The organism is Bradyrhizobium sp. CW1 (genome assembly GCF_023100665.1).
GTDB classification, from domain to species: Bacteria; Pseudomonadota; Alphaproteobacteria; order Rhizobiales; family Xanthobacteraceae; genus Bradyrhizobium; species Bradyrhizobium canariense_D.
The window spans coordinates 283,087-308,084 of sequence record NZ_CP064684.1 but is presented as its reverse complement, the minus strand read 5'-3'; the positions used below and the strand labels follow the sequence as shown (position 1 = coordinate 308,084).

20 protein-coding genes are annotated in these 24,998 nt (G+C 64.3%); 11 read left to right on the top strand and 9 right to left on the bottom strand.

What is annotated here, in order from left to right; translation table 11 throughout:
- Positions 1–147: 147 nt before the first annotated feature.
- Positions 148–2,187: a HAMP domain-containing methyl-accepting chemotaxis protein gene (locus tag IVB54_RS01430; RefSeq protein WP_247338801.1), complete on the bottom strand. Its 2,040-nt coding sequence runs from the start codon at positions 2,185–2,187 to the stop codon at positions 148–150.
- A gap of 356 nt (positions 2,188–2,543) precedes the next feature.
- On the opposite strand from IVB54_RS01430, the gene IVB54_RS01425 reads away from it, so the two are divergent.
- The 4 genes from IVB54_RS01425 (at position 2,544) to IVB54_RS01410 (ending at position 7,592) form a co-directional block, all read left to right on the top strand.
- Complete coding sequence (locus IVB54_RS01425) at positions 2,544–3,029, top strand: (2Fe-2S)-binding protein (RefSeq protein ID WP_026233199.1); 486 nt, start codon at positions 2,544–2,546, stop codon at positions 3,027–3,029.
- An 84-nt stretch (positions 3,030–3,113) separates the two neighbouring features.
- Complete coding sequence (locus IVB54_RS01420; protein ID WP_018456580.1) at positions 3,114–5,456, top strand: xanthine dehydrogenase family protein molybdopterin-binding subunit; 2,343 nt, start codon at positions 3,114–3,116, stop codon at positions 5,454–5,456.
- Between the two features lie 13 nt (positions 5,457–5,469).
- Positions 5,470–6,270, top strand: a complete 801-nt coding sequence (locus IVB54_RS01415) for a xanthine dehydrogenase family protein subunit M (RefSeq protein ID WP_018456581.1) — start codon at positions 5,470–5,472, stop codon at positions 6,268–6,270.
- Between the two features lie 209 nt (positions 6,271–6,479).
- Positions 6,480–7,592, top strand: a complete 1,113-nt coding sequence (locus IVB54_RS01410; RefSeq protein WP_026233200.1) for a CaiB/BaiF CoA-transferase family protein — start codon at positions 6,480–6,482, stop codon at positions 7,590–7,592.
- Between the two features lie 205 nt (positions 7,593–7,797).
- Here IVB54_RS01410 and hppD read toward each other — a convergent pair whose 3' ends face one another.
- Positions 7,798–8,913 carry a 4-hydroxyphenylpyruvate dioxygenase gene (gene hppD / locus IVB54_RS01405; protein ID WP_018456583.1) on the bottom strand — a complete coding sequence of 372 codons (1,116 nt, stop codon included), beginning with the start codon at positions 8,911–8,913 and terminating at the stop codon, positions 7,798–7,800.
- Positions 8,914–9,034: 121 nt separating this feature from the next.
- Between hppD and IVB54_RS01400 the strand changes: the two genes are divergently transcribed.
- Positions 9,035–9,514, top strand: coding sequence for an Lrp/AsnC family transcriptional regulator (locus tag IVB54_RS01400; RefSeq protein ID WP_018456584.1), 480 nt, complete (start codon positions 9,035–9,037; stop codon positions 9,512–9,514).
- A 74-nt stretch (positions 9,515–9,588) separates the two neighbouring features.
- Positions 9,589–9,900, top strand: a complete 312-nt coding sequence (locus IVB54_RS01395; RefSeq protein ID WP_018456585.1) for a DUF1272 domain-containing protein — start codon at positions 9,589–9,591, stop codon at positions 9,898–9,900.
- A 133-nt stretch (positions 9,901–10,033) separates the two neighbouring features.
- On the opposite strand, the gene fahA is transcribed toward IVB54_RS01395, so the two are convergent.
- The 5 genes from fahA to IVB54_RS01370 form a co-directional block, all read right to left on the bottom strand.
- On the bottom strand, positions 10,034–11,305 hold the full coding sequence (gene fahA, locus IVB54_RS01390) for a fumarylacetoacetase (RefSeq protein WP_026233201.1): 1,272 nt from the start codon (positions 11,303–11,305) through the stop codon (positions 10,034–10,036).
- A 174-nt stretch (positions 11,306–11,479) separates the two neighbouring features.
- The gene (gene hmgA, locus IVB54_RS01385; protein WP_018456587.1) at positions 11,480–12,826 is read right to left on the bottom strand and encodes a homogentisate 1,2-dioxygenase; all 1,347 of its coding nucleotides are present in this window, start codon (positions 12,824–12,826) and stop codon (positions 11,480–11,482) included.
- Positions 12,823–13,785, bottom strand: a complete 963-nt coding sequence (locus IVB54_RS01380; protein WP_018456588.1) for an MBL fold metallo-hydrolase — start codon at positions 13,783–13,785, stop codon at positions 12,823–12,825. The genes hmgA and IVB54_RS01380 overlap by 4 nt, the downstream gene beginning before the upstream one ends.
- Positions 13,786–13,810: 25 nt before the next feature.
- On the bottom strand, positions 13,811–14,035 hold the full coding sequence (locus tag IVB54_RS01375; RefSeq protein WP_018456589.1) for a DUF2783 domain-containing protein: 225 nt from the start codon (positions 14,033–14,035) through the stop codon (positions 13,811–13,813).
- Between the two features lie 13 nt (positions 14,036–14,048).
- Positions 14,049–15,689 (bottom strand): FAD-dependent oxidoreductase, encoded by a 1,641-nt coding sequence (locus IVB54_RS01370; protein WP_247298120.1) that lies wholly within the window; start codon positions 15,687–15,689, stop codon positions 14,049–14,051.
- Between the two features lie 109 nt (positions 15,690–15,798).
- Here IVB54_RS01370 and IVB54_RS01365 point away from each other — a divergent pair, with 109 nt between their 5' ends.
- Positions 15,799–16,341: a MarR family transcriptional regulator gene (locus tag IVB54_RS01365; RefSeq protein WP_018456591.1), complete on the top strand. Its 543-nt coding sequence runs from the start codon at positions 15,799–15,801 to the stop codon at positions 16,339–16,341.
- Here IVB54_RS01365 and IVB54_RS01360 read toward each other — a convergent pair whose 3' ends face one another.
- Positions 16,342–17,148: an N-acyl homoserine lactonase family protein gene (locus IVB54_RS01360; RefSeq protein WP_018456592.1), complete on the bottom strand. Its 807-nt coding sequence runs from the start codon at positions 17,146–17,148 to the stop codon at positions 16,342–16,344. It abuts the gene before it with no gap.
- Between the two features lie 382 nt (positions 17,149–17,530).
- Between IVB54_RS01360 and IVB54_RS01355 the strand changes: the two genes are divergently transcribed.
- From IVB54_RS01355 to IVB54_RS01340, 4 genes are all read left to right on the top strand, one after another.
- Positions 17,531–19,042, top strand: coding sequence for a caspase family protein (locus IVB54_RS01355; protein ID WP_018456593.1), 1,512 nt, complete (start codon positions 17,531–17,533; stop codon positions 19,040–19,042).
- A 145-nt stretch (positions 19,043–19,187) separates the two neighbouring features.
- The gene (locus IVB54_RS01350; RefSeq protein WP_026233202.1) at positions 19,188–19,859 is read left to right on the top strand and encodes an OmpA family protein; all 672 of its coding nucleotides are present in this window, start codon (positions 19,188–19,190) and stop codon (positions 19,857–19,859) included.
- A gap of 158 nt (positions 19,860–20,017) precedes the next feature.
- Positions 20,018–20,947, top strand: coding sequence for an efflux RND transporter periplasmic adaptor subunit (locus IVB54_RS01345; protein ID WP_018456595.1), 930 nt, complete (start codon positions 20,018–20,020; stop codon positions 20,945–20,947).
- The gene (locus tag IVB54_RS01340) at positions 20,947–24,096 is read left to right on the top strand and encodes an efflux RND transporter permease subunit (protein WP_018456596.1); all 3,150 of its coding nucleotides are present in this window, start codon (positions 20,947–20,949) and stop codon (positions 24,094–24,096) included. The genes IVB54_RS01345 and IVB54_RS01340 overlap by 1 nt, the downstream gene beginning before the upstream one ends.
- A gap of 201 nt (positions 24,097–24,297) precedes the next feature.
- On the opposite strand, the gene IVB54_RS01335 is transcribed toward IVB54_RS01340, so the two are convergent.
- Complete coding sequence (locus IVB54_RS01335; protein ID WP_018456597.1) at positions 24,298–24,972, bottom strand: Crp/Fnr family transcriptional regulator; 675 nt, start codon at positions 24,970–24,972, stop codon at positions 24,298–24,300.
- Positions 24,973–24,998: the final 26 nt, after the last annotated feature.

Sequence of the window (24,998 nt, the reverse complement as noted above, 5' to 3'; positions counted from 1 at the left end):
CCCGCTTCCTGACGCGTGAGCACGGTAAATGGCAAAGGATAAGCTGCGGTAAATTTGTGGCGCCGCAACCGGCGGTTACGTGACGCAGGGTCTCGTCGTCCTGGCCTCGTGCGCAATCGCGCACGGGGGGCCGGGACGGCTGAGCGCTTACGCCGCCCGGATATTCCCCATGAAGCGGTCGAGCTCGGCGCGCAGACGGGTGCTTTCGGACGACAGCGTCTTGGCCGAATGCAGCACCTCTTCCGAGGCCGAGCCGGTTTCGGCGGCGCCGCGGTTGACCTGGCCGATGTCGGTGGCGGCGGTCTGAGTGCCCTGTGCGACGGTCTGGACGCTGCGCGCGATTTCCTGCGTCGCGGCGCCTTGCTGCTCCACCGCGCTCGCAATCGAGGTCGAGATCGACGAGATCTGGCCGATGGTGGCGCCGATCTCCTTGATCGCCGCAACCGACTCGGCCGTGGCGCCTTGCATGCCCGTGATGTGCGAGGAGATCTCGTCGGTGGCCTTCGCGGTCTGGCTCGCGAGCGACTTCACTTCGCTGGCGACCACTGCAAAGCCGCGGCCGGCTTCGCCGGCGCGTGCCGCCTCGATGGTCGCGTTCAGCGCCAGAAGATTGGTCTGCTCGGCGATCGCCGTGATGAGCTTGACGACTTCGCCGATCTGCTGGGCGGCATGCGAGAGCTTGCCGATGCGATTATCGGTCTCCTTTGCCTGCACCACGGCAGCTTCGGCAATGCGGCTGGAATCGCGGACCTGACGGCCGATCTCCTCGACCGAGGCCGAGAGCTCTTCGGTCGCGGTCGCGACCGACTGCATGTTGCTGGAGGCCTGCTCGGAGACGTCGGCGACCTGGCTCGACAGGCTCTGCGTGGTCTCGGCGGTGCGGGTCAGCGTCGAGGCCGCCGATTCCAGCTGCACGGCGGAAGCCGAGACGTTGGAGACGATGGCACCAACCGCGCTCTCGAAATCATCGGCGAAACGAATCAGCTCGGAACGACGGCTTGCGGCCTGCTCCCTGTTCTGAAGTTCGTTGGCGGCGGCATCGCGCTCGGCCTTGGCCACGGCCTGCACCTTGAATTCTTCGACCGCGCCGGCCATCTCGCCGATCTCGTCCCTGCGGCCGAGGCCCGGCAGCACGACGTCGAAATTGCCCGCGGCAAGCTCGCGCATCGCCTTGCACATCGCGATCATCGGACGCGAAATGCCGGTGCCGAGCAGGAAAGCGAGGACCGCGCCGAGCAGCGTACCGCCGACGGCCAGCATCAGCACCAGTTGCTCGGTCTTCCCGATGGTCGCTTCCGATTCGGACTCCAACCGCTGCTGCTCGGCAACGAGGTCCGCCTTCATGGTGGTGGCACCCTGAAGGATCGCGCTGGCCGAGCCGCTCATCTCGGTGACGAGCTCGTCGATCATCTTGGCGTTGGCGATCAGTTTCTCCAGCGATTCCCGATAGGCACCGAGCAATCCCTTGGCGTCCTTCAGGCCGGCGACGATCTTGTCGTCCATGGAATAGACCGCGTTGAGCGAGTTCTCGACGAATTTCAACCGCGCCAGCGCGCTGGTCGCGATCGCCTGGTCGGACGTCAGCACGAAATTGGTCGCCGCCCCGCTCGCGGTCTGGAATTGGGCGTTGACCTGCTTGGTCCCGAACTCGATCGCCTGCGCCTCGGAATCGGAGGCATTGTTGCCGATGTCGTCGAGCTTGTATTTCAGGAGGTTGGCGTTGCGCATGAGCTGGTTCTGCACCAGCAGCGCGCTGTCACGCTTGGCCTGGAGGACTTTCGCGAAGGTCGCGGAGAAGTTGGAAAACTCCTTGGCGAGCTTGTCCAGACTTTCCTGCCGCGCCGGCTTCTTGGCGCTCTTGACCGCCTGGTCGATGGCGCTCTTCAGGCCGGTCTCCGCGTCCAGCGCCGTCTTGGCGTCGTCCTCCTTGCCGGTGACGACGAAATATCTGACGGCCGAGCGATAGGCGAGCAGCTCCCGGTCGATGTTACGGGCGAGATCGGCCTCGGTGACACTGGTGCGGTAGGACCCGACCCCGGACGAGACCCGCTCGAAGCCAAAATAGGAGAAGGCCATGCTGCCGGCGGAGATCACCAGCACCGCGGCAAAGCCCAGAATGATCTTGGCGCGGAACCTGAGGGTCGGCATTATTGTGCGCTTCGACGACGACGCGATACGCCCGGACATTCCCACCCCCATTTTCATTCAGCCGAGATCCGGTGGCGCCCCGCCCCCTGACCTGGCTGCGCAAAACTAAGGCAGAATCGATAAGGGGCGGTAAATTCGGTGCGTCCGCAGAGCTTCCGGCTCTATCGGCCAAGGCGGACTGCAAAGGCGAGCCGGATAGGGATATAGAGGCTGGCATCCCAGCTGGCGCCCCGGAGCCGCAACCCGATCCGGCCGACTCGCCCCCCAAACCAATGTTGGGCATTCTGGATCAATGACTTTTCCATGACACGGGCGGCCAAAATCGTAGTTGCAAAGTTCCGGGTCGCTGTCTCTAATTAGAAACAATCAAAATCGATCCCGGGAGGACTTCAACCGTGTCTACAGTCAAACTGACGGTGAACGGCAAGGCCGTTGCTGTCGACGTCGAGGACCGCACGCTGCTGGTTCAGCTGCTGCGCGACCACCTCAACCTCACCGGAACCCATGTCGGCTGCGACACCAGCCAGTGCGGCGCCTGCGTCGTCCATATGGACGGCAAGGCGATCAAATCCTGCACCATGCTGGCAGGACAGGCCGACGGCGCCAGCATCACCACGATCGAAGGCATCGCCAAGGGCGACGAGCTGCACCCGATGCAGGCGGCCTTCCGCGACAATCACGGCCTGCAGTGCGGCTATTGCACGCCGGGCATGATCATGTCGGCGATCGACATCGTGCACCGCTATGGTGGCCAGCTCGACGAGGCCACCGTCCGCCACGAGCTCGAAGGCAATATCTGTCGCTGCACTGGGTACCACAACATCGTCAAAGCCGTGCTGGATGCGGCAGGCCGCATGAAGGTCTCGCAGGCGGCCGAGTAAGCGGCCCGCCTCGAAACAAGAACGATCGCCGCCGCTTTCGAGGGAAAGCGCGGTCAAGACAAATTCCGGTCGGGAGGACCAGACATGGGCGTTGAAGGCATTGGCGCGAGCGTCGTGCGCAAGGAAGACAAGCGTTTCATTACCGGCAAGGGCCGCTACGTCGACGACATCAAATTGCAGGGCATGACCCATGCCCATTTCATCCGCAGCCCGCACGCGCATGCCAAGGTGAAGGGGATCGATCCCGCCGAGGCGCTGAAGATGCCGGGCGTGGTCGCTGTGCTGACCGGTCAGCAAATCGTCGACGACAAGGTCGGCAACCTGATCTGCGGCTGGGCCATCACCTCCAAGGACGGCAGCCCGATGAAGATGGGCGCATGGCCGGCAATGGCGCCGGAGACGGTGCGCTTCGTCGGTCAGGCCGTCGCAGTCGTGATCGCCGAGACCAAGAATCTCGCACGCGACGCGGCCGAAGCCGTGGTCGTGAACTACGAAGAGCTGCCCGCGGTCGCCGACGTCCACGCCGCGATCAAGTCCGGCGCGCCGCAGCTACATCCCGAAGCTCCAGGCAACCAGGTTTATGACTGGGTGATCGGCGACGAAGGCGCCACCGATGCGGCCTTCGCCAAGGCCGCCAACGTGGTGAAGCTCGACGTCACCAACAACCGTCTCGCGCCGAACGCGATGGAGCCGCGCGCGGCAATTGCCGATTACGATTCGGCGGAAGAGCATTTCACGCTCTACACGACGTCGCAGAATCCGCACGTCGCCCGCCTCGTGCTGTCGGCGTTCTACAACATTGCACCCGAGCACAAGCTGCGCGTGATCGCACCCGACGTCGGCGGCGGCTTCGGCTCCAAGATCTTCATCTATCCCGAAGAGATGGTGGCGCTGTGGGCCTCGAAGAAGGTCGGCCGCCCCGTAAAATGGACCGGCGACCGCACCGAAGCCTTCCTCACCGATGCGCATGGCCGCGACCACGTCACCCATGCCGAGATGGCGTTCGACGCCAACAACAAGATCACCGGGTTGAAGGTGAAGACTTACGCCAATTTCGGCGCCTACATGTCGCTGTTCTCGTCGTCGGTGCCGACCTATCTGTACGCGACGCTGCTGTCGGGCCAGTACAACATCCCGGCGATCCATGCCGAGGTGGTCGGGGTCTACACCAACACCACGCCGGTCGACGCCTATCGCGGCGCCGGCCGCCCCGAGGCGAGCTATCTGATCGAACGTCTGATGGAGACGGCGGCGCGGCAGTTGAAGGTCGATCCGGCCGCGCTGCGCCGGACCAACTTCATCACCCAGTTCCCGCACCAGACGCCGGTGATCATGGCTTATGACACCGGCGACTTTAACGCCTCGCTCGACGCCGCGATGAAGGCGATCGACTATGCCGGCTTTGCCGGGCGCAAGGCCAAGGCGAAGGCCGACGGCAAGCTGCGCGGCATCGGCGTGTCCTGCTACATCGAGGCCTGCGGCATCGCGCCGTCGAAGGCCGTCGGCAGCCTGGGCGCCGGCGTCGGTCTGTGGGAGTCCGCCGAAGTCCGCGTCAACCCGGTCGGCACCATCGAGGTCCTGACGGGATCACACAGCCACGGCCAGGGTCACGAGACCACGTTCTGCCAGCTCGTAGCCGAACGCCTCGGCGTTCCCATCAGTCAGGTCTCGATCGTCCATGGCGACACCGACAAGGTGCAGTTCGGCATGGGCACCTATGGCTCGCGCTCGGCCGCCGTCGGCCTCACCGCGATCCTGAAGGCCATGGAGAAGATGGAATCCAAGGCCAAGAAGATCGCCGCGCATGCGCTGGAAGCCTCGGAAGGCGACATCGTCATCGAGAACGGCGAGTTCAAGGTCGCCGGCACCGACAAGGCGATCGCCTTCCCGATGGTCGCACTCGCGGCCTATACCGCGCACAATCTGCCCGACGGGATGGAGCCGGGCCTGAAGGAAAGCGCCTTCTACGATCCGACCAACTTCACCTTCCCGGCCGGCACATATATCTGCGAGCTCGAGGTCGATCCCGGCACCGGCAAGACCTCCTTCGTCAACTTCGTCGCGGCCGACGATTTCGGCCGTTTGATCAACCCGATGATCGTCGAGGGCCAGGTCCATGGCGGTCTTGTGCAAGGCATCGGACAAGCGTTGCTCGAGCACGCGATCTACGACGCCAACGGGCAGCCGGTCACGGCCTCGTTCATGGACTACGCCATGCCGCGCGCCGACGACGTTCCCTCGTTCAACCTCTCCCACACCACGACGCTGTGCCCGGGCAATCCGCTCGGCATCAAGGGTTGCGGTGAGGCCGGTGCGATCGGGGCGTCAGCGGCCGTGATCAATGCGATCACGGATGCGATCGGCAAGAACAATCTGGAAATGCCCGCAACCCCGGACAGGGTGTGGCGCACGATCCACGCGGCTTAAGGGAGGAACGAAGATGTACCAGACCGTTTATCATCGCGCGTCCTCGGTTGACGAAGCCGTCAGCCTGTTCTCCAAGAGCAGCGAAGCCAAGTTCCTCGCCGGCGGCCAGACGCTGCTGCCGGTGATGAAGCAACGCCTCGCCAGTCCGTCCGACGTCATCGACCTCGGCAAGATCAAGGAGCTGCAGGGCGTCGAGCTCTCGGGCGACGTGCTGACCATCAAGGCCGGCACGACCTATTTCGACATCATGCAGAATGCCGACGTGAAGAAGGCGATTCCCGCAATTGCCTATCTCACTTCGGTGCTCGGCGACCCCGCCGTGCGCTATCGCGGCACGATCGGCGGCTCGATCGCCAACAACGATCCCGCCGCGGATTTTCCCGCCGCACTGCTCGCGCTCGGCGCCACCGTGAAGACCAACAGGCGGTCGATTACGGCGGATGACTTTTTCCAGGGCATGTTCACGACCGCGCTGGAGGAGGGCGAGCTCATCACCGCCGTGTCGTTCCCGGTTCCGGCGAAGGCTGGCTACGAAAAGATGCGCCATCCTGCGTCTCGCTTTGCGCTGACCGGCGTGTTCGTCGCGCAGACGAAGTCGGGCGAGGTTCGGGTGGCCGCCACCGGCGCCTCGCAAAGCGGCGTGATGCGGGTCCCGGCCATCGAAACGGCGCTGAAGGCGAACTGGTCACCGTCGGCGATCGACGGCGTGAGCATTTCGGCGAGCAATCTGCTGGCCGACATCCACGGCACGGCGGAGTACCGCGCCAACCTGATCAAGGTGATGGCGCAGCGCGCGGTGGCTGCCGCTCGCTGACCATCGGGCCTTAGCGCCTCGACGCAATTTTCCACGGCGCGCACTTCGGTGCGCGCCGTTTTATTTTAGCCACGCGACATGAAAACCGCTTGCCTCACTGGCGTGAAGGCGAGAAAAGTTAATCGGCCAATTAACTCGCCCCGCAGAGGAACGCCTTGGCGCTTGCCGACCATCGGCAATATGCGCCTTGGATCCGAGGAAACAAACACGTGCTCGATCAATCAGCCCAAAACTCCTCCGTCCGCACCTCCGGCCCGCTGTCGGGCTTCCGCATCGTTGAATTCGCCGGCATTGGACCGGGCCCGTTTGCCTGCATGATGCTGGCCGACATGGGCGCCGAAATCGTCACGCTCGATCGGGTCGGCGCCAGGAAGAACATGAAGTCGGTCGCAGGCCGCGGCCGCAAGGTGGTCGAGCTCGACCTCAAGGACCAGGCGGCGATCGCGGAGGTACTCGATCTGCTTGCGAATGCCGACGCGCTGGTCGAGGGTTTCCGTCCCGGCGTGATGGAGCGGCTCGGTCTCGGGCCTGACGTGGTGCTCGCGCGCAATCCAAAGCTGGTCTACGGCCGCATGACCGGCTGGGGCCAGCAAGGCCCGCTCGCCAATGCCGCCGGCCACGACATCAACTACATCTCCATCACCGGCGCGCTCGCCGCGATCGGCACGAAGGAAGCGCCGGTGCCGCCGCTCAACCTGGTCGGCGATTTCGGCGGCGGCGCGCTCTATCTCGTGGTCGGCGTGCTCGCGGCGCTGCTGGAGGCCTCGCGGTCAGGCAAGGGCCAGGTCGTCGATGCCGCGATGTGCGACGGCGCGGCATCGCTGATGTCGTTCTTCTTCGACATGACCACGCTCGGCCGCTGGACCGAAGGCCGCAACGAGAACTTTCTCGACGGCGGCGCACATTTCTACGGCGTCTACGAATGCGCCTGCGGCCATTTCGTCTCGATCGGCTCGATCGAGCCGCAATTCTACGCGCTGCTGCGCGAGCACGCCGGCCTGACCGACCCCGATTTCGATGCGCAGATGGACCGCAAGGCTTGGCCCGCGCTGAAGGAAAAACTGAAGACGGTGTTCAAGAGCAAGACGCGCGAGGACTGGTGCAAGATTATGGAAGGCACCGACATCTGCTTCGCGCCGGTGCTGACCATGTCGGAAGCGACCGAGCATCCGCACATGGTCGCCCGCAACGTCTTCGTCGAGCGCCACGGCGTGAAGCAGCCGGCGCCGGCGCCGCGCTTTTCGCGGACTCCATCGGCGGTGCGCGAGCCGGAAGTGGCGGAGATCGGCGCGGTGACCAAAGCCTGGAAGGCGGAGCGTTAAGTCCTCCGCTGTCGCATCACACTCCGGGTCGTCCTGGCCTAGTGCGCAATTGCGCACGGGGGCCAAGACCCATAGCCACCAACGCGGTTTGACGAAGACTCGGAGTTACCAGTTCGCCCAATGACCGCTCCCTGGGGTAATTGGTCCTGGCTTTCGCCAGGACGACGGCGGCACTTAATGCCACCGCGTTCCAGACAACGGCCGCCTACGCCGCATCCACCTTCAGCACCCCGCGCCGGATCTGGTCCTCCTCGATCGATTCGAACAGCGCCTTGAAATTGCCTTCGCCGAAACCGTCGTCGCCCTTGCGCTGGATGAACTCGAAGAAGATCGGGCCGATCGCGTTGGCCGAGAAGATCTGCAGCAGCACCTTGGTCTGGCCGCCGTCGACCACGCCTTCGCCGTCGATCAGGATGCCGTTCTTCTGCAGCCGCGCGATGTCCTCGCCATGCTTCGGCAACCGCGCGTCGATCCGCTCGAAATAGGTCGCGGGCGGCGCTGGCATGAAGGGCAGACCGGCCTCGCGCAAGTCCTCGATGGTGCGGTAGATGTCGCGGCAGCCGCAGGCGATGTGCTGGATGCCCTCGCCGCGATAGATATTGAGATATTCCTCGATCTGCCCGGAATCGCCGGCGTCCTCGTTGATCGGAATCCGGATCTTGCCGTCGGGGCTGGTCAGCGCGCGCGAGAACAGGCCCGAGGCGCGGCCCTCGATGTCGAAGAAGCGGATCTGGCGGAAATTGAAGAGCTTCTCGTAGAAGCCCGTCCACACGTCCATGCGGCCGCGGTGGACGTTGTGGGTGAGGTGATCGAGATAGAACAGGCCGGCGCCGGCAGGACGCGGATCGCGCGCACCCAGCCATTCGAACTCGCTGTCATAGGCCGATCCCTTGGCGCCATAGCGATCAGCGAAATAGAGCAGGCTGCCGCCGATGCCCTTGATCGCGGGGACGTCGAGCGTCTTCTGCGCGGAGGACGCATCGGCAGGTTCGGCACCGAGCGAAATCGCGCGGTCATAGGCCTTCTTCGCATCGACGACGCGAAACGCCATCGACGGCGCACAGGGGCCGTGCGCGGCGACGAAATCGTGACCCTGGGTGCCGGGCTCCTCGTTGACGAGGTAATTGATGTCGCCCTGGCGATAAACCGTGATCTTCTTCGTTCTGTGCCGCGCGACGGGCACATAGCCCATCAGCTTGAACAAGGCGTGCAGCTCTTGCGGATTGGGATGCGCATATTCGACGAACTCGAACCCGTCGGTGCCCATCGGATTCTCGGCGCTGATCGTGGCCGGCGGTGCATCGTGCGGAAACGGACCCATGGTGTTCTCCCAAATTGCTGCTGAGAGGAACTATCCTTCATGGGACGCGCAAGGGGCGTGCAAATGAGACGGCTTTTGATTAACATATGCACAGTTTGTGCATGAAGTGGGTGAAACGCGCATGACTTTGGTGGATGCCTTCGACCTCAAGATCCTGGGCGCGCTCCAGGACGACGGCCGTCTCACCAACCAGGAGCTCGCCGACCTCGCCGGGCTCTCGGCCTCGCAATGCTCGCGGCGACGGATGCGGCTGGAAGAGGAGAAGGTCATTGCGGGCTATCATGCCGATCTCTCCAGCGAGGCGCTCGGCTTCGGCGTGGTCGCCTTCATCCAGGTGACGCTGGCGACCCACTCGCCGGACAATTCCAAGCGGTTTCGGACTCTGGTCAACCGCATCGACGAGATCCAGGAGGCCTACTCGCTGACAGGCGACGCCGACTACGTGCTCAAGGCCGTGCTGCACGACCTCAAGGGCCTCTCCAACCTCGTCAACGACGTGCTGATGCCGCACCAGAGCGTCGCGCATGTGCGCTCCTCGATCGTGCTCGACAGGCTGAAGGAAAGCACGCGTCTGCCGCTGAAGGAAATCAAGCCCGGCTGAAATCGAGGGAAATCCGGCATTCGCGCTGCGCGCGCGATCTGCGATGATCCCGGCCAATCTGCGGAGATTGAGCCATGGCCCTCCAGCTTCGACCGAACTGCGAATATTGCGACCGCGATCTGCCCCCGAACGCAACCGATGCGCGGATCTGTTCCTATGAATGCACGTTCTGTGCGGACTGCGTGGAGACGAAACTCTCCAACGTCTGCCCGAACTGCGGCGGCGGTTTTGCGCCGCGCCCGATCAGGCCCACGCAGGAATGGCGACCGGGCGTGTGCACGACCAACCAGGCGCCGTCGGACAAGCGGGTGCATCTGAAGTACAGTCTGGAGGACGTCGCGACGCATTGCGCGCGGTTACGTGAGGTGCCGCCGGAGAAGCGGTAGACTCTCACCATGTCATTGCGAGGAGCCCTTGCGACGAAGCAATCCAGACTGCCACTGCGGAAAGACTCTGGATTGCTTCGCTACGCTCGCAATGACGGAGAATGTGGATAGAGGTCGCATCGCTTCCCAGCAATCACTCCGCCGGCAAAATCGTCCCCTCGACCTCGCCAAAACCAACGCGATAGCCTTCGCCCTGGCACCAGCCGCGCATGACGAGGCTGTCGCCGTCTTCCAGGAACGACCGCTTGGCGCCGCCGGGCAATTCGATCGGCTCGGTGCCGTTCCAGCTGATCTCCAGCAGGCTGCCGCGCTGGTTCTTCTCCGGACCGGAAATGGTGCCGCTGCCGAGGAGATCGCCGACATTCATGGCGCAGCCGGAGGAGGCGTGGTGCATCAGCTGCTGCACCGACGACCAGTACATGTATTTGAAATTGGTGCGGCTGATGCCGGCGGGCGCGTTGGCTCCGGCGGCGCGCAAGGAGACGTCGAGTTCGAGATCGTAGTTCTGCGGCTTGCCCTGCTTGAGGTAGTCGAGCGGCACCGGCTCCTGCTGCGGCCCGTTGAGGCGGAATGGCTCCAGCGCCTCGCGCGTCACCACCCACGGACTGATCGAGGTCGCGAACGCCTTGGCGAGGAACGGCCCGAGCGGCACATATTCCCATTGCTGGATATCGCGCGCGCTCCAGTCGTTGAGCAGCACGAAGCCGAAGATCATCTCCTCGGCTTGCGGCTCCGTGAGCATGCCGCCCATTGGCGACGGCTGGCCGACCACCACGCCCATCTCCAGCTCGAAATCGAGCCGCTTGCACGGTCCGAAGCTCGGCGCCTCCACATTCGGCGGCTTGAGCTGCCCGCGCGGGCGCTTCACCTTCGTGCCGGAGACCACGACAGTCGAGGCACGGCCGTTGTAAGCGATCGGCATATGCAGCCAATTCGGCTGCAGTGCATTGTCCTTGCCACGGAACATGACGCCGACATTGGTGGCGTGTTCTTTCGACGAATAGAAATCGGTGTAGCCGGAGACCGCAAACGGCAGATGCAATCTTGCGTCGCGTATCGGCACCAAGGCCTGCTTGCGCAACTCCTCGTTGTCGCGCAGCTCGGGATGATCGGCGCGCAGGAGTTCGCTGATCCGCGCCCGCGTCTTCGTCCAGACCTTTGGCCCCAAGGCCATGAAAGCATTGAGCGACGGCGTCGAGAACACGCCGAGCGGCCCCACGTCGAGCCGCGAGTCCTGCTCAAGCTCCCAGAGATCGAGCACATAGTCGCCGATCGCCACGCCGACGCGCGGCGTCGGATTGGCCGCGGTCGAGAACACACCATAAGGCAGGTTCTGGATCGGAAAATCGGAGGCGGGATCGACGCCGATGAAGGAGCGGAGGCTGGGGTCGTTGGGATGGGGCATCACTTGGCTCGGTCTTTCCCTTCTCCCCTTGTGGGAGAAGGTGGCGCGAAGCGCCGGATGAGGGGTATCTGTCCGCGAGTCCGAAGGAGAGGTTCACGCGCGGATAGAACCCCTCACCCGTCTCGCCGCTATGCGGCGAGCCACCCTCTCCCACAAGGGGAGAGGGTAAGAAGCTTACGGCTTGCTCGGATCGAACCGCTTCGCGAGGCCCTTCCAGCAATCCGCGTAGTCATGCTGCAACGTCGCGGAATTCGCGGCGTGCGCGGTGACGCGCTGCGCGTAGCGGGTCTCGAACATGAAGGCCATGGTGCCGGTCAGCTTGACCGGCTTCAGCTCGCCGTTGCTGGCGTGCTCGAAGGCATCGCGATCGGGGCCGTGCGGCAGCATGCAATTGTGCAAACTCATGCCGCCCGGCACAAAACCTTGCGGCTTGGCGTCGTACACGCCGTAGATCAGGCCCATGAACTCGCTCATGATGTTCATGTGATACCACGGCGGGCGGAAGGTGTTGTCGGCGACCATCCAGCGCTCGGGGAAGATCACGAAGTCGATATTCGCCGTGCCCGCGGTCTCCGACGGCGAGGTCAGCACGGTGAAGATCGAGGGATCGGGATGATCGAAGCCGATCGCGCCGACCGGCGAGAAGGTGCGCAGATCATATTTATACGGCGCATAATTGCCGTGCCAGGCGACGACGTCGATCGGCGAGTGGGGCAACTGCGTCCTGAACAACGATCCGCCCCATTTCACGTAAAGCTCGGTCGGTGTGTCCTTGTCCTCGTAGTGCGCGACCGGCGTCAGGAAGTCGCGGGCATTGGCGAGGCAGTTGGCGCCGATCGGTCCGCGCTCCGGCAGCGTGAAGGCGCCGCCGTAGTTTTCGCAGAGATAGCCACGCGCCGGTCCGCTCGGAATCTCCACCCGGAACTTGACGCCGCGCGGGATCACCACGATCTCGCCGGGCTCGGCGTCGATGCGGCCGAACTCCGTGACGATGCGAAGATTGCCCTGCTGCAGCACGAACATCAGCTCGCCGTCGGCATTGTAGAAGTGCTGGTCCACCATCGATTTGGTGATGAGATAGACGTGGGCGGCCATGCCGGCCTGGGTGTTGACGTCACCGGCGGTGGTCATGGTCTGCACGCCCTGAAGGAAGGTCATGTCCTCCTTCGGGATCGGCGCCGGATCCCAGCGCAATTGCGCGATCGGCAGGTCGTTTTCGTGGCACGGTGCCGAACGCCACAGGCCGCCGTCGACCTTCTCGAAACGACCCGAGTGTTTCACCGACGGGCGAATGCGATAGAGCCATGAGCGCTCGTTGCTGCCGCGCGGCGCCGTGAAGGGCGAGCCGGAGAGCTGCTCGGCATAGAGGCCGTAGGCACAGCGCTGCGGCGAGTTGCGTCCGATCGGCAGCGCGCCCGGCAGCGCTTCGGTCTCGAAACTGTTGCCGAAGCCGGACATGTAGCCCGGCGTGACCTGGGCCGTGCTGCGAATGATCTGATCGGGCGAGGTGTTGATGTTCATGATGATCCTCCTCCTTGCAGGGCGGCCCACATCTCCTGGTCGCGCTTGTCGGTCCAGATCACGGGGTCGTCGATCCCCGACGCCTCGTCATAGGCGCGAGATACGTTGAACGGCAGACAGTGCTCGTAGATGGCGAAGCTCGAAAATTTCGGATCCATGACCTCGCGCGTCGCGGCCATCGATTCCTTCAGCGTGCGGCCCTTGGCGACCGAGATTTCGGCGGCGCCGTAGAGCGAGGTGACGAAGTCGCGCGTCATCGCGATGGCTTCGCGCACCGTGGCGACACCCTTCAACGCATCGCCGCGGCCCGGCGCGATCGCCTTGGGATTGAAGTTGCGGATCTCGTTCAGCGTCAGCGGCCATTCGCGCAGGTGTGCGTCGCCACAATAGCAGGCCGAGTGGTATTCGATCAGGTCACCGGAGAACATCACCTCGGCATCCGGCACCCAGGCGACGATGTCGCCCGAGGTATGGCCGGCGCCAAGCTGCATCAGGCGTACCTCGCGCTTGCCGAGATAGATCGACATCTCGCCTTCGAAGGTCAGCGTCGGCCAGGTCAGGCCGGGTATGCTCGATGCGTCCTGAAACAGGCGCGGGAAGCGGCCGTACTCGGAATCCCAATCCTGCTGGCCACGCTCCTCGATGAGGCGATAGGTCTCCTGCGAGGCGACGATGCCCTGCGCCTTGTAGGCGGAGGCGCCGAGCACGCGCACGGCGTGATAATGCGACAGCACGACATATTTGATCGGTTTGTCGGTGACGGCACGGACGCGCTCGATCACCTTGTTGGCCATCGCCGGCGTCGATTGCGCGTCGAACACCAGGCAGCCGTCGTCGCCGACGATGATCGCGGTGTTCGGATCGCCCTCCGCGGTGAAGGCGTAGAGATCGGTGCCAATCTCGGAGAAGGTGATCTTCTTCTCGGAGAGGTCGCCGGTGGATGCGAAGTTCTTCGCCATCAATTCATCCTTCAAGTCTTTGGGGCTATTGTTGTTGCTGTTGCTGCTGCTGGCCGTCGATCATGCGCCGCTTGGCGAGGAGAATCGCCTCCCGCAGCACGACGATATCGCCGATATGGTTGGCGAGGATCAGCACCAGCGCCGCGTCGAAGTCCGCGCTCTGCTCGTCGGTGAAGCCACGATGCGCCTCCACAATGGCGCGAAAGGCGTCGTCGGGTCGCGCGAAGTTGGAGCTGGTGGAGAGCGGCATGCGAATCCTCAATTCAAGCAAATTCTTGATTCAAGCCCTGCGCCCGTGACAGCGCTGCCGCGACGCCAGCGCGCGTGGGGTGGCGGAAGCGCGCCGCAACGTAACCGTCCGGCCTTAATAGGTAGGCTGAGCCTGGTTCCGCATCATAGCGCTTTGCAGTGAGCCCTGCCGGATCTGCGAGCCCGTCCTCACCGCCGATGCAGATGTCCTTCACACCAACAGGCGCATCGATCGCCGCGCCGTTGCCGAACGACAGCAAGGTGAAGTCTGTTCCACCCTTGCGGAATGCATCCGTCAAATAGGCTTGCTCGCCCGCGCGCGTCGTAACGGGAGCATCGAGCATCGAACAACCCGGGAGCGGGCCACCGCGCCACGCATCCGCATCCGGCGATGACAGCGGCGAGTCATAGCTGCACGGCACCGAGAGCCGCCCGCCATTGACCATGCGCTTGCCGAATTCCGTTTCCTTGGCCAGCGACAGCACCGCCTTGCGCAGCCGCGCTTCCTGATGCGAGTTCGGCGCCATGAAATCGGTCGAGCGGGTGGATTCGCGGATGTTCTCGTCGGCCGCCAGACTGCGCTCGACGTGATAGCTCTCGAGCAGGCTCGCGGGTGAGGCGCCGCGCAGCACGCGGTCGAGCTTCCAGGAGAGATTCTCGGCGTCCTCGAGTCCCGAATTGGCGCCGCGCGCGCCGAAGGGCGAGACCTGGTGCGCGGAATCGCCTGCAAAGATCACGCGGCCATGGACGAAGCGATCCATCCGCCGGCACTGGAATTTGTAAAGCGAGATCCACTCGAACTCGAACTTGTCGTGGCCGAGCATGCGCGCAATCCGCGGCCGCACGTTCTCGGGCTTCTTCTCGACGACGGGGTCGGCATAGCGATTGAGCTGAAGGTCGATGCGCCAGACATCGTCGGGCTGTCGGTGCAGCAGCGCCGAACGTCCCGCATGAAACGGCGGATCGAACCAGAACCAGCGCTCGGTCGGGAATTCCGCGGTCATCTTGACATCGGCGATCAGGAACTGGTCCTCGAACACCTGTCCGGCGAAGTCGGCGCCCACCATCTGCCGCAGCGACGAGCGCGCGCCGTCGCAGGCGACGACATATTGCGCGTGCAGGCGATAGGCGCCCTCCGGCGTCTCGATCGTCAGCGCGACGGAAGCGTTGCGGCTCTCCAGCGCCGTCACCTTGTTGCGCCAGCGCAGATTGATCTCGGGCAGCTCGCTGATGCGGTCGACCAGATAGGCTTCGGCGTAATATTGCTGGAGATTGATGAAGGCCGGCCGCTTGTGACCGTCCTCCGGCAGTAGATTGAACTGGTAGAGCTGCTGCTCGCCGTGGAAGATGCGGCCGACGCTCCAGACCACGCCCTTGTCGACCATGCGGTCGCCGACGCCGAGCCGGTCCCAATATTCCAGCGAGCGTTTCGAGAAGCAGATCGCGCGGGAGCCCTCTCCGATGCGGTCGGCGTCATCCAGAAGAACGACGCGCTGGCCGCGTTGGGCAAGGTCGATCGCAAGCGACAGCCCGACCGGGCCAGCGCCCACGATCACCACGGGATGCTCGGCCGAGCTCTGGCCGGGACGATCCTGATCGGGGTGGCGGCGATAGCCGAACTGGGTTTTGGCCTGATGCGTATTGGCCTTCGCCATGCGCTAACCTCGGCTCTGGTCAGGAGAGGCCTGATCTGCTAATAGTCTCACGTGCAACTATTTTGGACCGGAGCCGGCCGGCCGTCAACTGGAATTCGGAGCGCTCTCCTTGGCGAGGACATCCAGCGACATCGCGCTGAAGACACGCGAGGCCGATGAGGCTTCACCGCGGCCAAAAACACGGCTCGACCTGTTCAGGTTCGTGCCGTTCCGCCTCAACCGGCTCGCCGCGGAGGTGAGTTCCGCACTCGCCGTCGAATATCAGGAGCGTCACGGCCTCGACATCCCCGCCTGGCGCGTGATCGCGACGCTCGGCTTCCGCAACGATGCCTGCAGCGCGCAGTACGTCGCGCAATGCACCCGCACGCACAAATCCACGATCAGCCGCGCGGTGACCATGTTGCTGCATCAGGGTTTGATCGAGCGCGTCGAGAACGAAGCCGACCGCCGCGAATTCCGTCTGCGACTGACCAGGAAAGGCCGCACGCTCTACGAGGAGCTGTTTCCGCAATTGCTGCGGCGGGAAGACGAGATCCTCGCCTGCCTCACCGCGCAGGAGCGCAAACAGCTATCGACGCTGCTCGGCAAGATCGAACAGAGCCTCGATTTGATCCAGACCAGCGAAGAGGCCGACGCCAAGCAGGCGTATTGATCACTTCGCAAATGATCGCGACGGCGGCAAATGCAGCGCCCAGACATCGACCTTGTCGCTGGCGCGCGGATAGATCTCCGTCACGATCGGATCATGGCCGGGAATGAACCGGTCAGGATGGCCGGCGAGGCGCTCGATGGTCTCCCAGCCAACCGCCATGTCGCCGACATTGTAGACGATCGGGAATGGGCTTCTGCGCTGGAGATTGGCGTAATAATGCGCGGCATCGGACGCCAGCACCACCGGTCCGCGCGCGGTCTCGACTCTGACCACCTGCAAGCCGTCGGAATGGCCGCCGACGCGGTGCAAGGTGACGCCGGGCGCGACCTCGCCGTCGCCGGAATAGAAATTGACGCGCTCGCCATAGACATGGCGGACCATCTGGGTGACGTGCTCGACCGAGAACGGATGTCGCAGCAGTCCGTTGCACATGCAGCGCCCCGTCGCGTAGGCCATCTCGCGCTCCTGGAGATGGAAGCGGGCGTTCGGGAAGCGGTCGAGATTGCCGGCATGGTCGTAATGCAGATGCGTCACGATGATGTCGCGAATGCTCGCTGCCGCGACACCAAAGCGCTCCAGCGCGTCGACCGGATTGAGCGTCAGCTTGCGCGCCCGCGCGGACGCTTCCTCGGCATTGAAGCCGGTATCGACCAGGATGTCGCGGCCGTTGCCGCGGATCAGCCAGACGAAATAGTCGAGATCCTGCGCCGCGCTGTCATGCGGGTCGGGCGCGAGGAAGTTCATGTGGGGCGTGCGCGGCGACATCGTCGCGTAGCGCAGTGCGTAGATTTCGGAGGCGTTTCCCATAGTTTGATCTTGCTCTTTTTGTGGATGCACCTTCAGGGGCGATCGACCGCACCAAGCCATCGTCCACCGCAAAGGTCAAACACCGCAGGTTGAAGGAGGCCCGTCCGCAATGTGAGACCAATCACATTGTTGTCGCCATGGCTGCCCTAATTTGCAGCCGCAATGACAACCAGCATGACAACCAGAATGCATCGCGTGCAATCATGACCGCCCGTTTATTCCCCCGCAACATGCCCATGCGTCGCGGTCAATTGTCGCGATAGCGCCGAATCCGCAAGCGGTTGACGCCCCCCTCCCCCGGTTTGATAATGCACATTGCGTAAGTTAAGGTCGCCGCGGCGCAAGCTGGAAACGGCGCCTTTTTGGCTGGATCGCGCTAATTATGAAAATTCGCCTGCTTTTCGTTCTATCCTTGCTCGTGTCGCTCATCCCGACCGCTCCGTCACTTGCGGCCGGCGATCGCTTTGCGCTGGTCATCGGCAATGCCAAATATCCGGACGCCGACGCTCCCCTGAAGGAACCGCTCAACGACGCGCGCGACGTCGCCGACGAGCTCAAGCGCGACGGCTTTTCCGTCGAGATCGGTGAGAACCTGACCGGCGACGGCATGCGCCGCGCCTTCGACAAGCTCTACGGCAAGATCAAGCCGGGGTCGGTGGCACTGGTGTTCTTCAGCGGCTTCGGCATCCAGTCCGCGCGGCAGAGCTATTTGCTGCCGATCGATGCGCAGATCTGGACCGAATCCGACGTGCGGCGCGACGGCATCAGCCTCGAAACCGTGCTCGGCGAGCTCAACACCCGCGGCGCCGGCGTCAAGATCGCGCTGGTCGATGCCTCCAGGCGCAACCCGTTCGAGCGCCGGTTCCGCAGCTTCTCGGCCGGCCTCACGCCCGTCATCGCGCCGAACGGCACGCTGGTGATGTATTCGGCGGCACTGGCCTCGGTGGTCTCGGACGCCGGCGGCGAGCACAGCCTGTTCGTCCAGGAACTCCTCAAGGAAATCCGCGTCCCCGACCTGATGGCCGAGGAGACGCTGAACCGCACCAAGATGGGCGTCACCCGCGCCTCCCGGGGCGAGCAGGTGCCGTGGATATCCTCGTCGCTGGCCGAGGATTTCTCCTTCATTCCAGGGGCCGGCGGGTCGCGCCCGACCACCACGCCGCCACCTGCGCCTCCCCCGCCGCCGGTCGTCGCCAACAACCCGCCGCCGACTCCACCCGCACCTTCACCGCCTCCGCCGCCGAAACCGGCCGAGACGGTGGCTGCGCCCGCTCCGTCACCGAAGCCGCAGGTCGAGGCTGCCTTGCCGCCGGCACCGCCGCCGCCTCCGCCTGTGATTCCGGCCGATCCCGCCACCGCTCCGACCATGGAGAGCGGGCCGAGTGCGGCCGCCCTGGCCGAGGACCCCACCATCAAGGGGCTGACCGCCAAGATCGCGGCCAATCCGGATGACGTGAACGCGCTTTACCGGCGCGGTCAGGTCTATGCCAGCAAGGGCGCCTACAGCCTGGCCATCAAGGATTTTGACGAGACGCTCCGGATCAACCCGAAGGACGTCGAGGCGCTGAACAATCGCTGCTGGACCCGCACCGTGGTCGGCGACCTCCAGGGCGCGCTGAAGGATTGCAACGAGGCCCTGCGGCTGCGACCGAACTTCGTCGACGCGCTGGACAGCCGGGGGCTCGTCAATCTGAAATCGGGGGCGGTCAAGAACGCCATCGCCGATTTCGAGGCCGCCCTGAGGATCAATCCGCGCTTGACCTCCTCGCTGTTCGGACGCGGGATCGCCAAGCAGCGCAACGGCTCGGCCCAAGAGGGCGCGCTCGACATCGCCAATGCCAAGGCGATGGACCCGAACATTGTTCAGGAATTCGCAAGCTACGGAGTGCGTTGATATTTTTTTGAATCGGGGCCGATGTGCCTCGAACCCGCGACGGCCCGGCGAAGACTAATCGAACGGATGCCGCAGGCCGTCCTTTCGGGAGGCTTATTGCAGGATTTTCGAACCGCACCAGCTGGCTGCGCAGGAGGGACTGGCTATGAGATTGGCTGCAAAGGGACTTACCGCAATCCTGTCCATCATCACCGTCGGCGCCGCGCTGTCGCTGACGATCCCGCTGGCATTCGCAGCCGACGACGGCAACAGCAAGAACGTCACCGAGGACGAGATCGTCCGCGCGCTGGCGCCGCCGCCGAAGAAGCCGCTGACCCGCGGCCTCTCGATCGCTCCGCAGGCCGATCCCGCACCGAGTGCCACGGAGACCAAGCTGATCCAGTCCGTGCGCGGCCGCTCGACACGGTCGCTGTCGTCGACCGAGCGTGAAGAAATCGCGTCGGCGGCCAAGGACAAGCCGAACATCGATCTGGAAATCACGTTCGACTACAACTCGGCCAATATCAGCGCCAAATCGCTTGCCTCGGTCCAGGCGCTCGGCCGCGCGCTGACCAGCCCCGACCTGAAAGGCTCGACCTTCGTGGTCGCCGGCCATACTGACGCCGCCGGAAGCGAGAGCTATAATCAGGATCTGTCGGAGCGCCGCGCGGATTCGATCAAGCGCTATTTGGTCGACAAATACAGCATCTCCGCGACCGACCTCGTCACGGTCGGCTACGGCAAGAGCAAGCTGAAGGACCCGGCCCAGCCGATGGCGGAAGTCAATCGTCGCGTGCAGGTCGTCAACATGGAAAACAAGACTACCGCATCGAAGTGACCACGACGTAATCCTTTGAAGTGACAAGTCGTGATGTGGTGTAAAGTCTCGCTCCCAGCGCGCGTCCCGCAGCCTTGCGGGACGCTGCTTTATTTCAGGGAAACGCTCTCCATGGGCCGCGCGCGGATGGCCGTGAGCCAGGCCAGGACGATCCGGCAATGAACCTCTCCCAATATCTCAAGCCAGCCGGAACGGTGATCTTCGTCGTCGCGCTCGGCGTCGGCTATTATCTGTTCGAGCACCGGCACCGCGCCGAGCCCAAGGAAACGCCGAGCGAGGCGCTGGTCATCGTGACCAAGTCGACCAATGCCTGCTTCTCCGACCTGGTCCGGGTGACCGGCTTCTTCGTGCCGCGCCGCGAAGCCGTGGTCGTCGCCGACCAGGAGGGATCCAGGGTCACCGACCTCTTCGTCACCGAAGGCACCCTCGTCACCGACAATCAGGAGCTGGCGCGCCTGACCGCACCGCCCCAGATTCCGGGCCAGCCGCCGCGGCCCGGCCCGCAAGGTCCGGTCTCGCTGAAGGCCTCTGCGCCGGGCCTCGTCACCGAGGTCCGCACCATCGTCGGCGCGCCGGCCTCGCCGCAGGCCGGCCCGATGTTCCGTATCGCCGTCAACAACGAGATCGAACTGGACGCGCAGGTGCCCGCGGTGCACATGGCCAAGCTCAGCTCCGGCGCGACCGTGCGCATCAGCCGCGACGACGCGCCCGATTTGATCGGGCGGGTCAGGCTAGTCGCGCCCGAAATCGATCGCGCCACCCAGCTCGGCCGCGTGCGCATCAGCGTCACCAACAATCCCTCGCTGAAAGTCGGCGTGTTCGCCCGCGCCTCGATCGACGCCAAGCGAAGCTGCGGCGTCGCGGTTCCCAAGACCGCGATCGACCATCTCACCGTGCAGGTCGTCAAGAGCAACATTGTCGAGACGCGCAAGGTACGGGTCGGGCTGTCTTCGGACAGCGCGACGGAAATCCTGGAAGGCCTCAATGTCGGCGAGATCGTCGTCGCCGACGCCGGCTCTTCGCTGCATGACGGCGACCAGATCAAGACCATGTTCGCTGATGAACTCGATCGCACGCGGGTACGCTGATGGCTCTCAATATCTCGGCATGGTCGATCCGCAATCCGCTGCCGTCGGTCGTATTTTCCATCATCCTCCTGATCCTCGGCTGGGTGTCCTTCACCAAGCTCGCGGTGACGCGGCTACCCTCGGCCGACATTCCCGTGATCTCGGTCGCGGTATCGCAGTTCGGCGCGGCACCCGCCGAGCTCGAATCCCAGGTCACCAAGACGGTTGAAGACGCCGTCTCCGGTGTCGAAGGGGTCAGGCACATCACCTCGCAGATCACCGACGGCCTGTCGGTGACGACAATCCAGTTCGCGCTGGAAACCAACACCGACCGCGCGCTCAACGACGTCAAGGACGCGGTGACGCGCGTGCGCTCGAACCTGCCGCAGAACGTCACCGAGCCGCTGATCCAGCGCGTCGATGTCATCGGCCTGCCGATCGTCACCTATGCCGCGATCTCGCCCGGCAAGACGCCGGAGCAGCTCTCCTATTTCGTCGACGACGTGGTCAAGCGCGCGCTGCAAGGCGTGCGCGGCGTCGCCCAGGTCGAGCGCATCGGCGGTGTCGAGCGCGAGATCCTGGTCTCGCTCGATCCCGACCGCCTGCAGTCGATGGGGCTGACGGCCGTCAACGTCAGCCAGAGCCTGCGCGGCACCAATGTCGACGTCGCCGGCGGCCGCGCCGAGATCGGCAAGAACGACCAGGCGATCCGCACCCTCGCCGGCGCCAAGACGCTGAGCGATCTCGCCGGCACCATGATTCCGCTGTTCGGCGGCGGCGAGGTCCGGCTCGACGATCTCGGCACCGTCACCGACACCATCGCAGACCGCCGTACCTTCGCCCGCTTCAACGGCGAGCCGATCGTCGCGCTCGGCATCAAGCGCTCCAAGGGTGCCAGCGACGTGAAGGTCGCCGAGGCCGTGCAGAAGCGCATCGACACGCTCAAGGCCACTTATCCCGACGTCGACCTGAAGGTGATCGACACCTCGGTCGAATATACCAATGGCAATTACCACGCGGCGATCTCGACCCTGTTCGAAGGCGCCATCCTCGCCGTCGTCATCGTGCTGTTGTTCCTGCGCGACCTGCGCGCCACCATCATCGCCGCGATCTCGCTGCCGTTGTCGATCTTCCCGGCATTCTGGGCGATGGACCTGCTCGGCTTCTCGCTCAACCTCGTCAGCTTCCTCGCCATCACGCTGTCGACGGGTATTCTGGTCGACGACGCCATCGTCGAGATCGAGAACATCGTCAGGCACATGAACATGGGCAAGTCGCCCTATCGTGCCGCCCTGGAAGCCGCCGACGAGATCGGCCTCGCGGTGATCGCGATCTCGCTGACGATCATCGCAATCTTCGCGCCCGCGAGCTTCATGTCGGGCATCGCCGGACAGTTCTTCAAGCAGTTCGGCATCACCGTCTCGGTACAGGTGTTCTTCTCGCTGCTCGCGGCGCGCTTCGTCACGCCGGTGCTCGCCGCCTACTTCCTCAAACATAGCAATCACCAAGAGCCGCCGCCCGGCCGCGTGCTGCGGTCCTATCACAGGCTCGTGGCCTGGTCGGTGAAGCACTATTTCATTACGGTGCTGGTCGGCTTCGGCGTCTTCGCCGCCTCGATCTGGAGCATTACGCTGCTGCCGCAGGGTTTCCTGCCGGCGCAGGACAGCTCGCGCTCGTTGGTTGCGCTCGAGCTGCCGCCGGGCACGCAGCTCGCCTACACCGAAAAAGTCACCGAAGACATCGTGGCGCGCCTGCGCAAGCGGCCCGAGGTGAAGAGCATCTTCGTCGACGGCGGCCGCGTTCCACCGGGGACCCAGGAAGTCCGGCGCGCCGCCTTGATCATCAATTACACGCCCAAGGACAGCCGCGACATCACCCAGCGCGAGCTCGAATTCTCGATCAGCCAGGAGCTGGAGAACATTCCAGACATCCGCTTCTGGTTCCTCGACGAGAACGGCCTGCGCGCCATCTCGCTGGTCGTGACCGGCGCAGACGCCAACATCGTCAACAACGTCGCCAGCGAACTCGCGACGCAGATGAAGCGGATTCCCACCATCTCCAACGTGATCTCGGAAACCACGCTGGAGCGGCCCGAGCTGCGCGTCGAACCGCGCGCCGATCTCGCCGCACGGCTCGGCGTCTCGACCGAAAGCCTATCGCAGACCATCCGCGTCGCCACCATCGGCGACGTCGGCCCCGCGCTTGCCAAGTTCGACGTTGGCGACCGTCTGGTGCCGATCCGAGTGCAGCTCGAGGATGCCGCGCGCGGCAATCTGAAGACGCTCGAACAGTTGCGCGTGCCGCTCGGCGAGCACGGCGAGAAGGGCGGCGTGCCGCTGTCCGTCATCGCCGACGTCAAGCTCGACCAGGGTCCGACCAGCATCAACCGTTACGATCGCGAGCGACAGGCGACCGTCGCGGCCGATCTCGTCGGCTCCGCCGCGCTCGGCGACGCCACCAAGAAGATCTACGATCTGCCGGTCATGAAGAGCCGACCGAAGGGCGTGAAGGTCTCCCCCTCCGGCGACGCCGAAAGCCTGAACGAACTGTCCGAAGGCTTTGCCACCGCGATCACGGCGGGCCTGATGATGGTCTACGCCGTTCTGGTGCTGCTGTTCGGCACCTTCCTGCAGCCGATCACCATTCTGTTCTCGCTGCCGCTCTCGATCGGCGGCGCGATCGCGGCCCTGCTGATCACCGGCAAGCAGCTCACGACACCGGTGTGGATCGGCATCCTGATGCTGATGGGTATCGTCACCAAGAACGCGATCATGCTGGTGGAATTCGCCATCGAATCCATTCACGCCGGCACACCGCGCGAAGAAGCCATGATCGACGCAGGCATGAAACGCGCTCGCCCGATCGTGATGACCACGATCGCGATGGCCGCGGGCATGATGCCCAGCGCGCTCGCGGTCGGCGCGGGCGGCGAGTTCCGCTCGCCGATGGCGCTCGCGGTGATCGGTGGCCTGATCTTCTCGACCATCCTGTCGCTGGTGTTCGTGCCCGCGATGTTCATGGTGATGGACGATCTCGGCGCCCTGATCTGGCGCTTCGCCAAGCGGCTGGTCGTGCACAGCGAAGATGCGGAGGGCGCAAGTCATCACGGAGCTGCGCCGGCCGAAGCGAGGCCGCGGCCGAAGAACATCGTGCACCCTGCGGCGGAGTAGATGTGCACCAGCGTCAAGCACACGAGGCAGTTCAGCGAGCGCCATCCGAGAACCCGACATAGCGGAGGATCGTCTTCGCTACCAGGCATTCAGACGTACCGGTCGTGCTGTGCCGATCGAGGTCGTTAAAGCGTGGGTCGCGAGTTGAGACTCTTCTGACGAACTCCTTCGCCCCGATAGCGACCCAGCCTAACGGCCCCCCTACTCGTTGCGCGCGATCGCCGTCAGCTTGGTCATGTTCCGCAGCAGGATGCGGCCGCGCTGGAGATCGAGGATCGCTTCCTTGCGCCAGGCCTGAAGCTGGCGGTTGACGCTCTCGCGGGCGGCGCCGACGAAGACGCCGAGTTGCTCCTGCGAGATGTGCACCTCCGAGCCGAAATCGGCGGCGAGCGCGCAGAGGCGCCGCGCGAGGCGAACCGGCAGCGGCTGGAGCATGGACTCTTCCATGCGCTCGCTCTGCCAGCGGATGCGCTGGCAGAGCAGCGCGATGATCTTGATCCCGACTTTCGGCTCGCGTTCGAGGAAGGCGAGAAAGTCTTCGCGCCGCAGCACGAACAGCTCGCTGGCTTCGCCCGCGGTGGCGTCCGCAGTGCGGCTCTGGCCATCCAGCACCGCAACCTCGCCGAACAGGTCGCCGGGCCCCATGAAGTTCAGCGTCAGGCGGCTGCCGTCGGAGGCGCCGGTCTCGATACGGACCTGGCCTCGGCGCACGCCGAACAGCGCATCGCCTGGGTCGCCCTTCTGGAACAGCACCTCGCCATTCCCCAGATGCTGGGTGTGGCAGAGATTCGCCAGCCGCTGGAGTTCGTCTGCGCCGAGATCGGCGAACATCGCATTCATCTTGAGGATGACCGCAAATTCGGCCTGCTTGCTCATTTCAATATCCTTGTGAATTTCGTTGG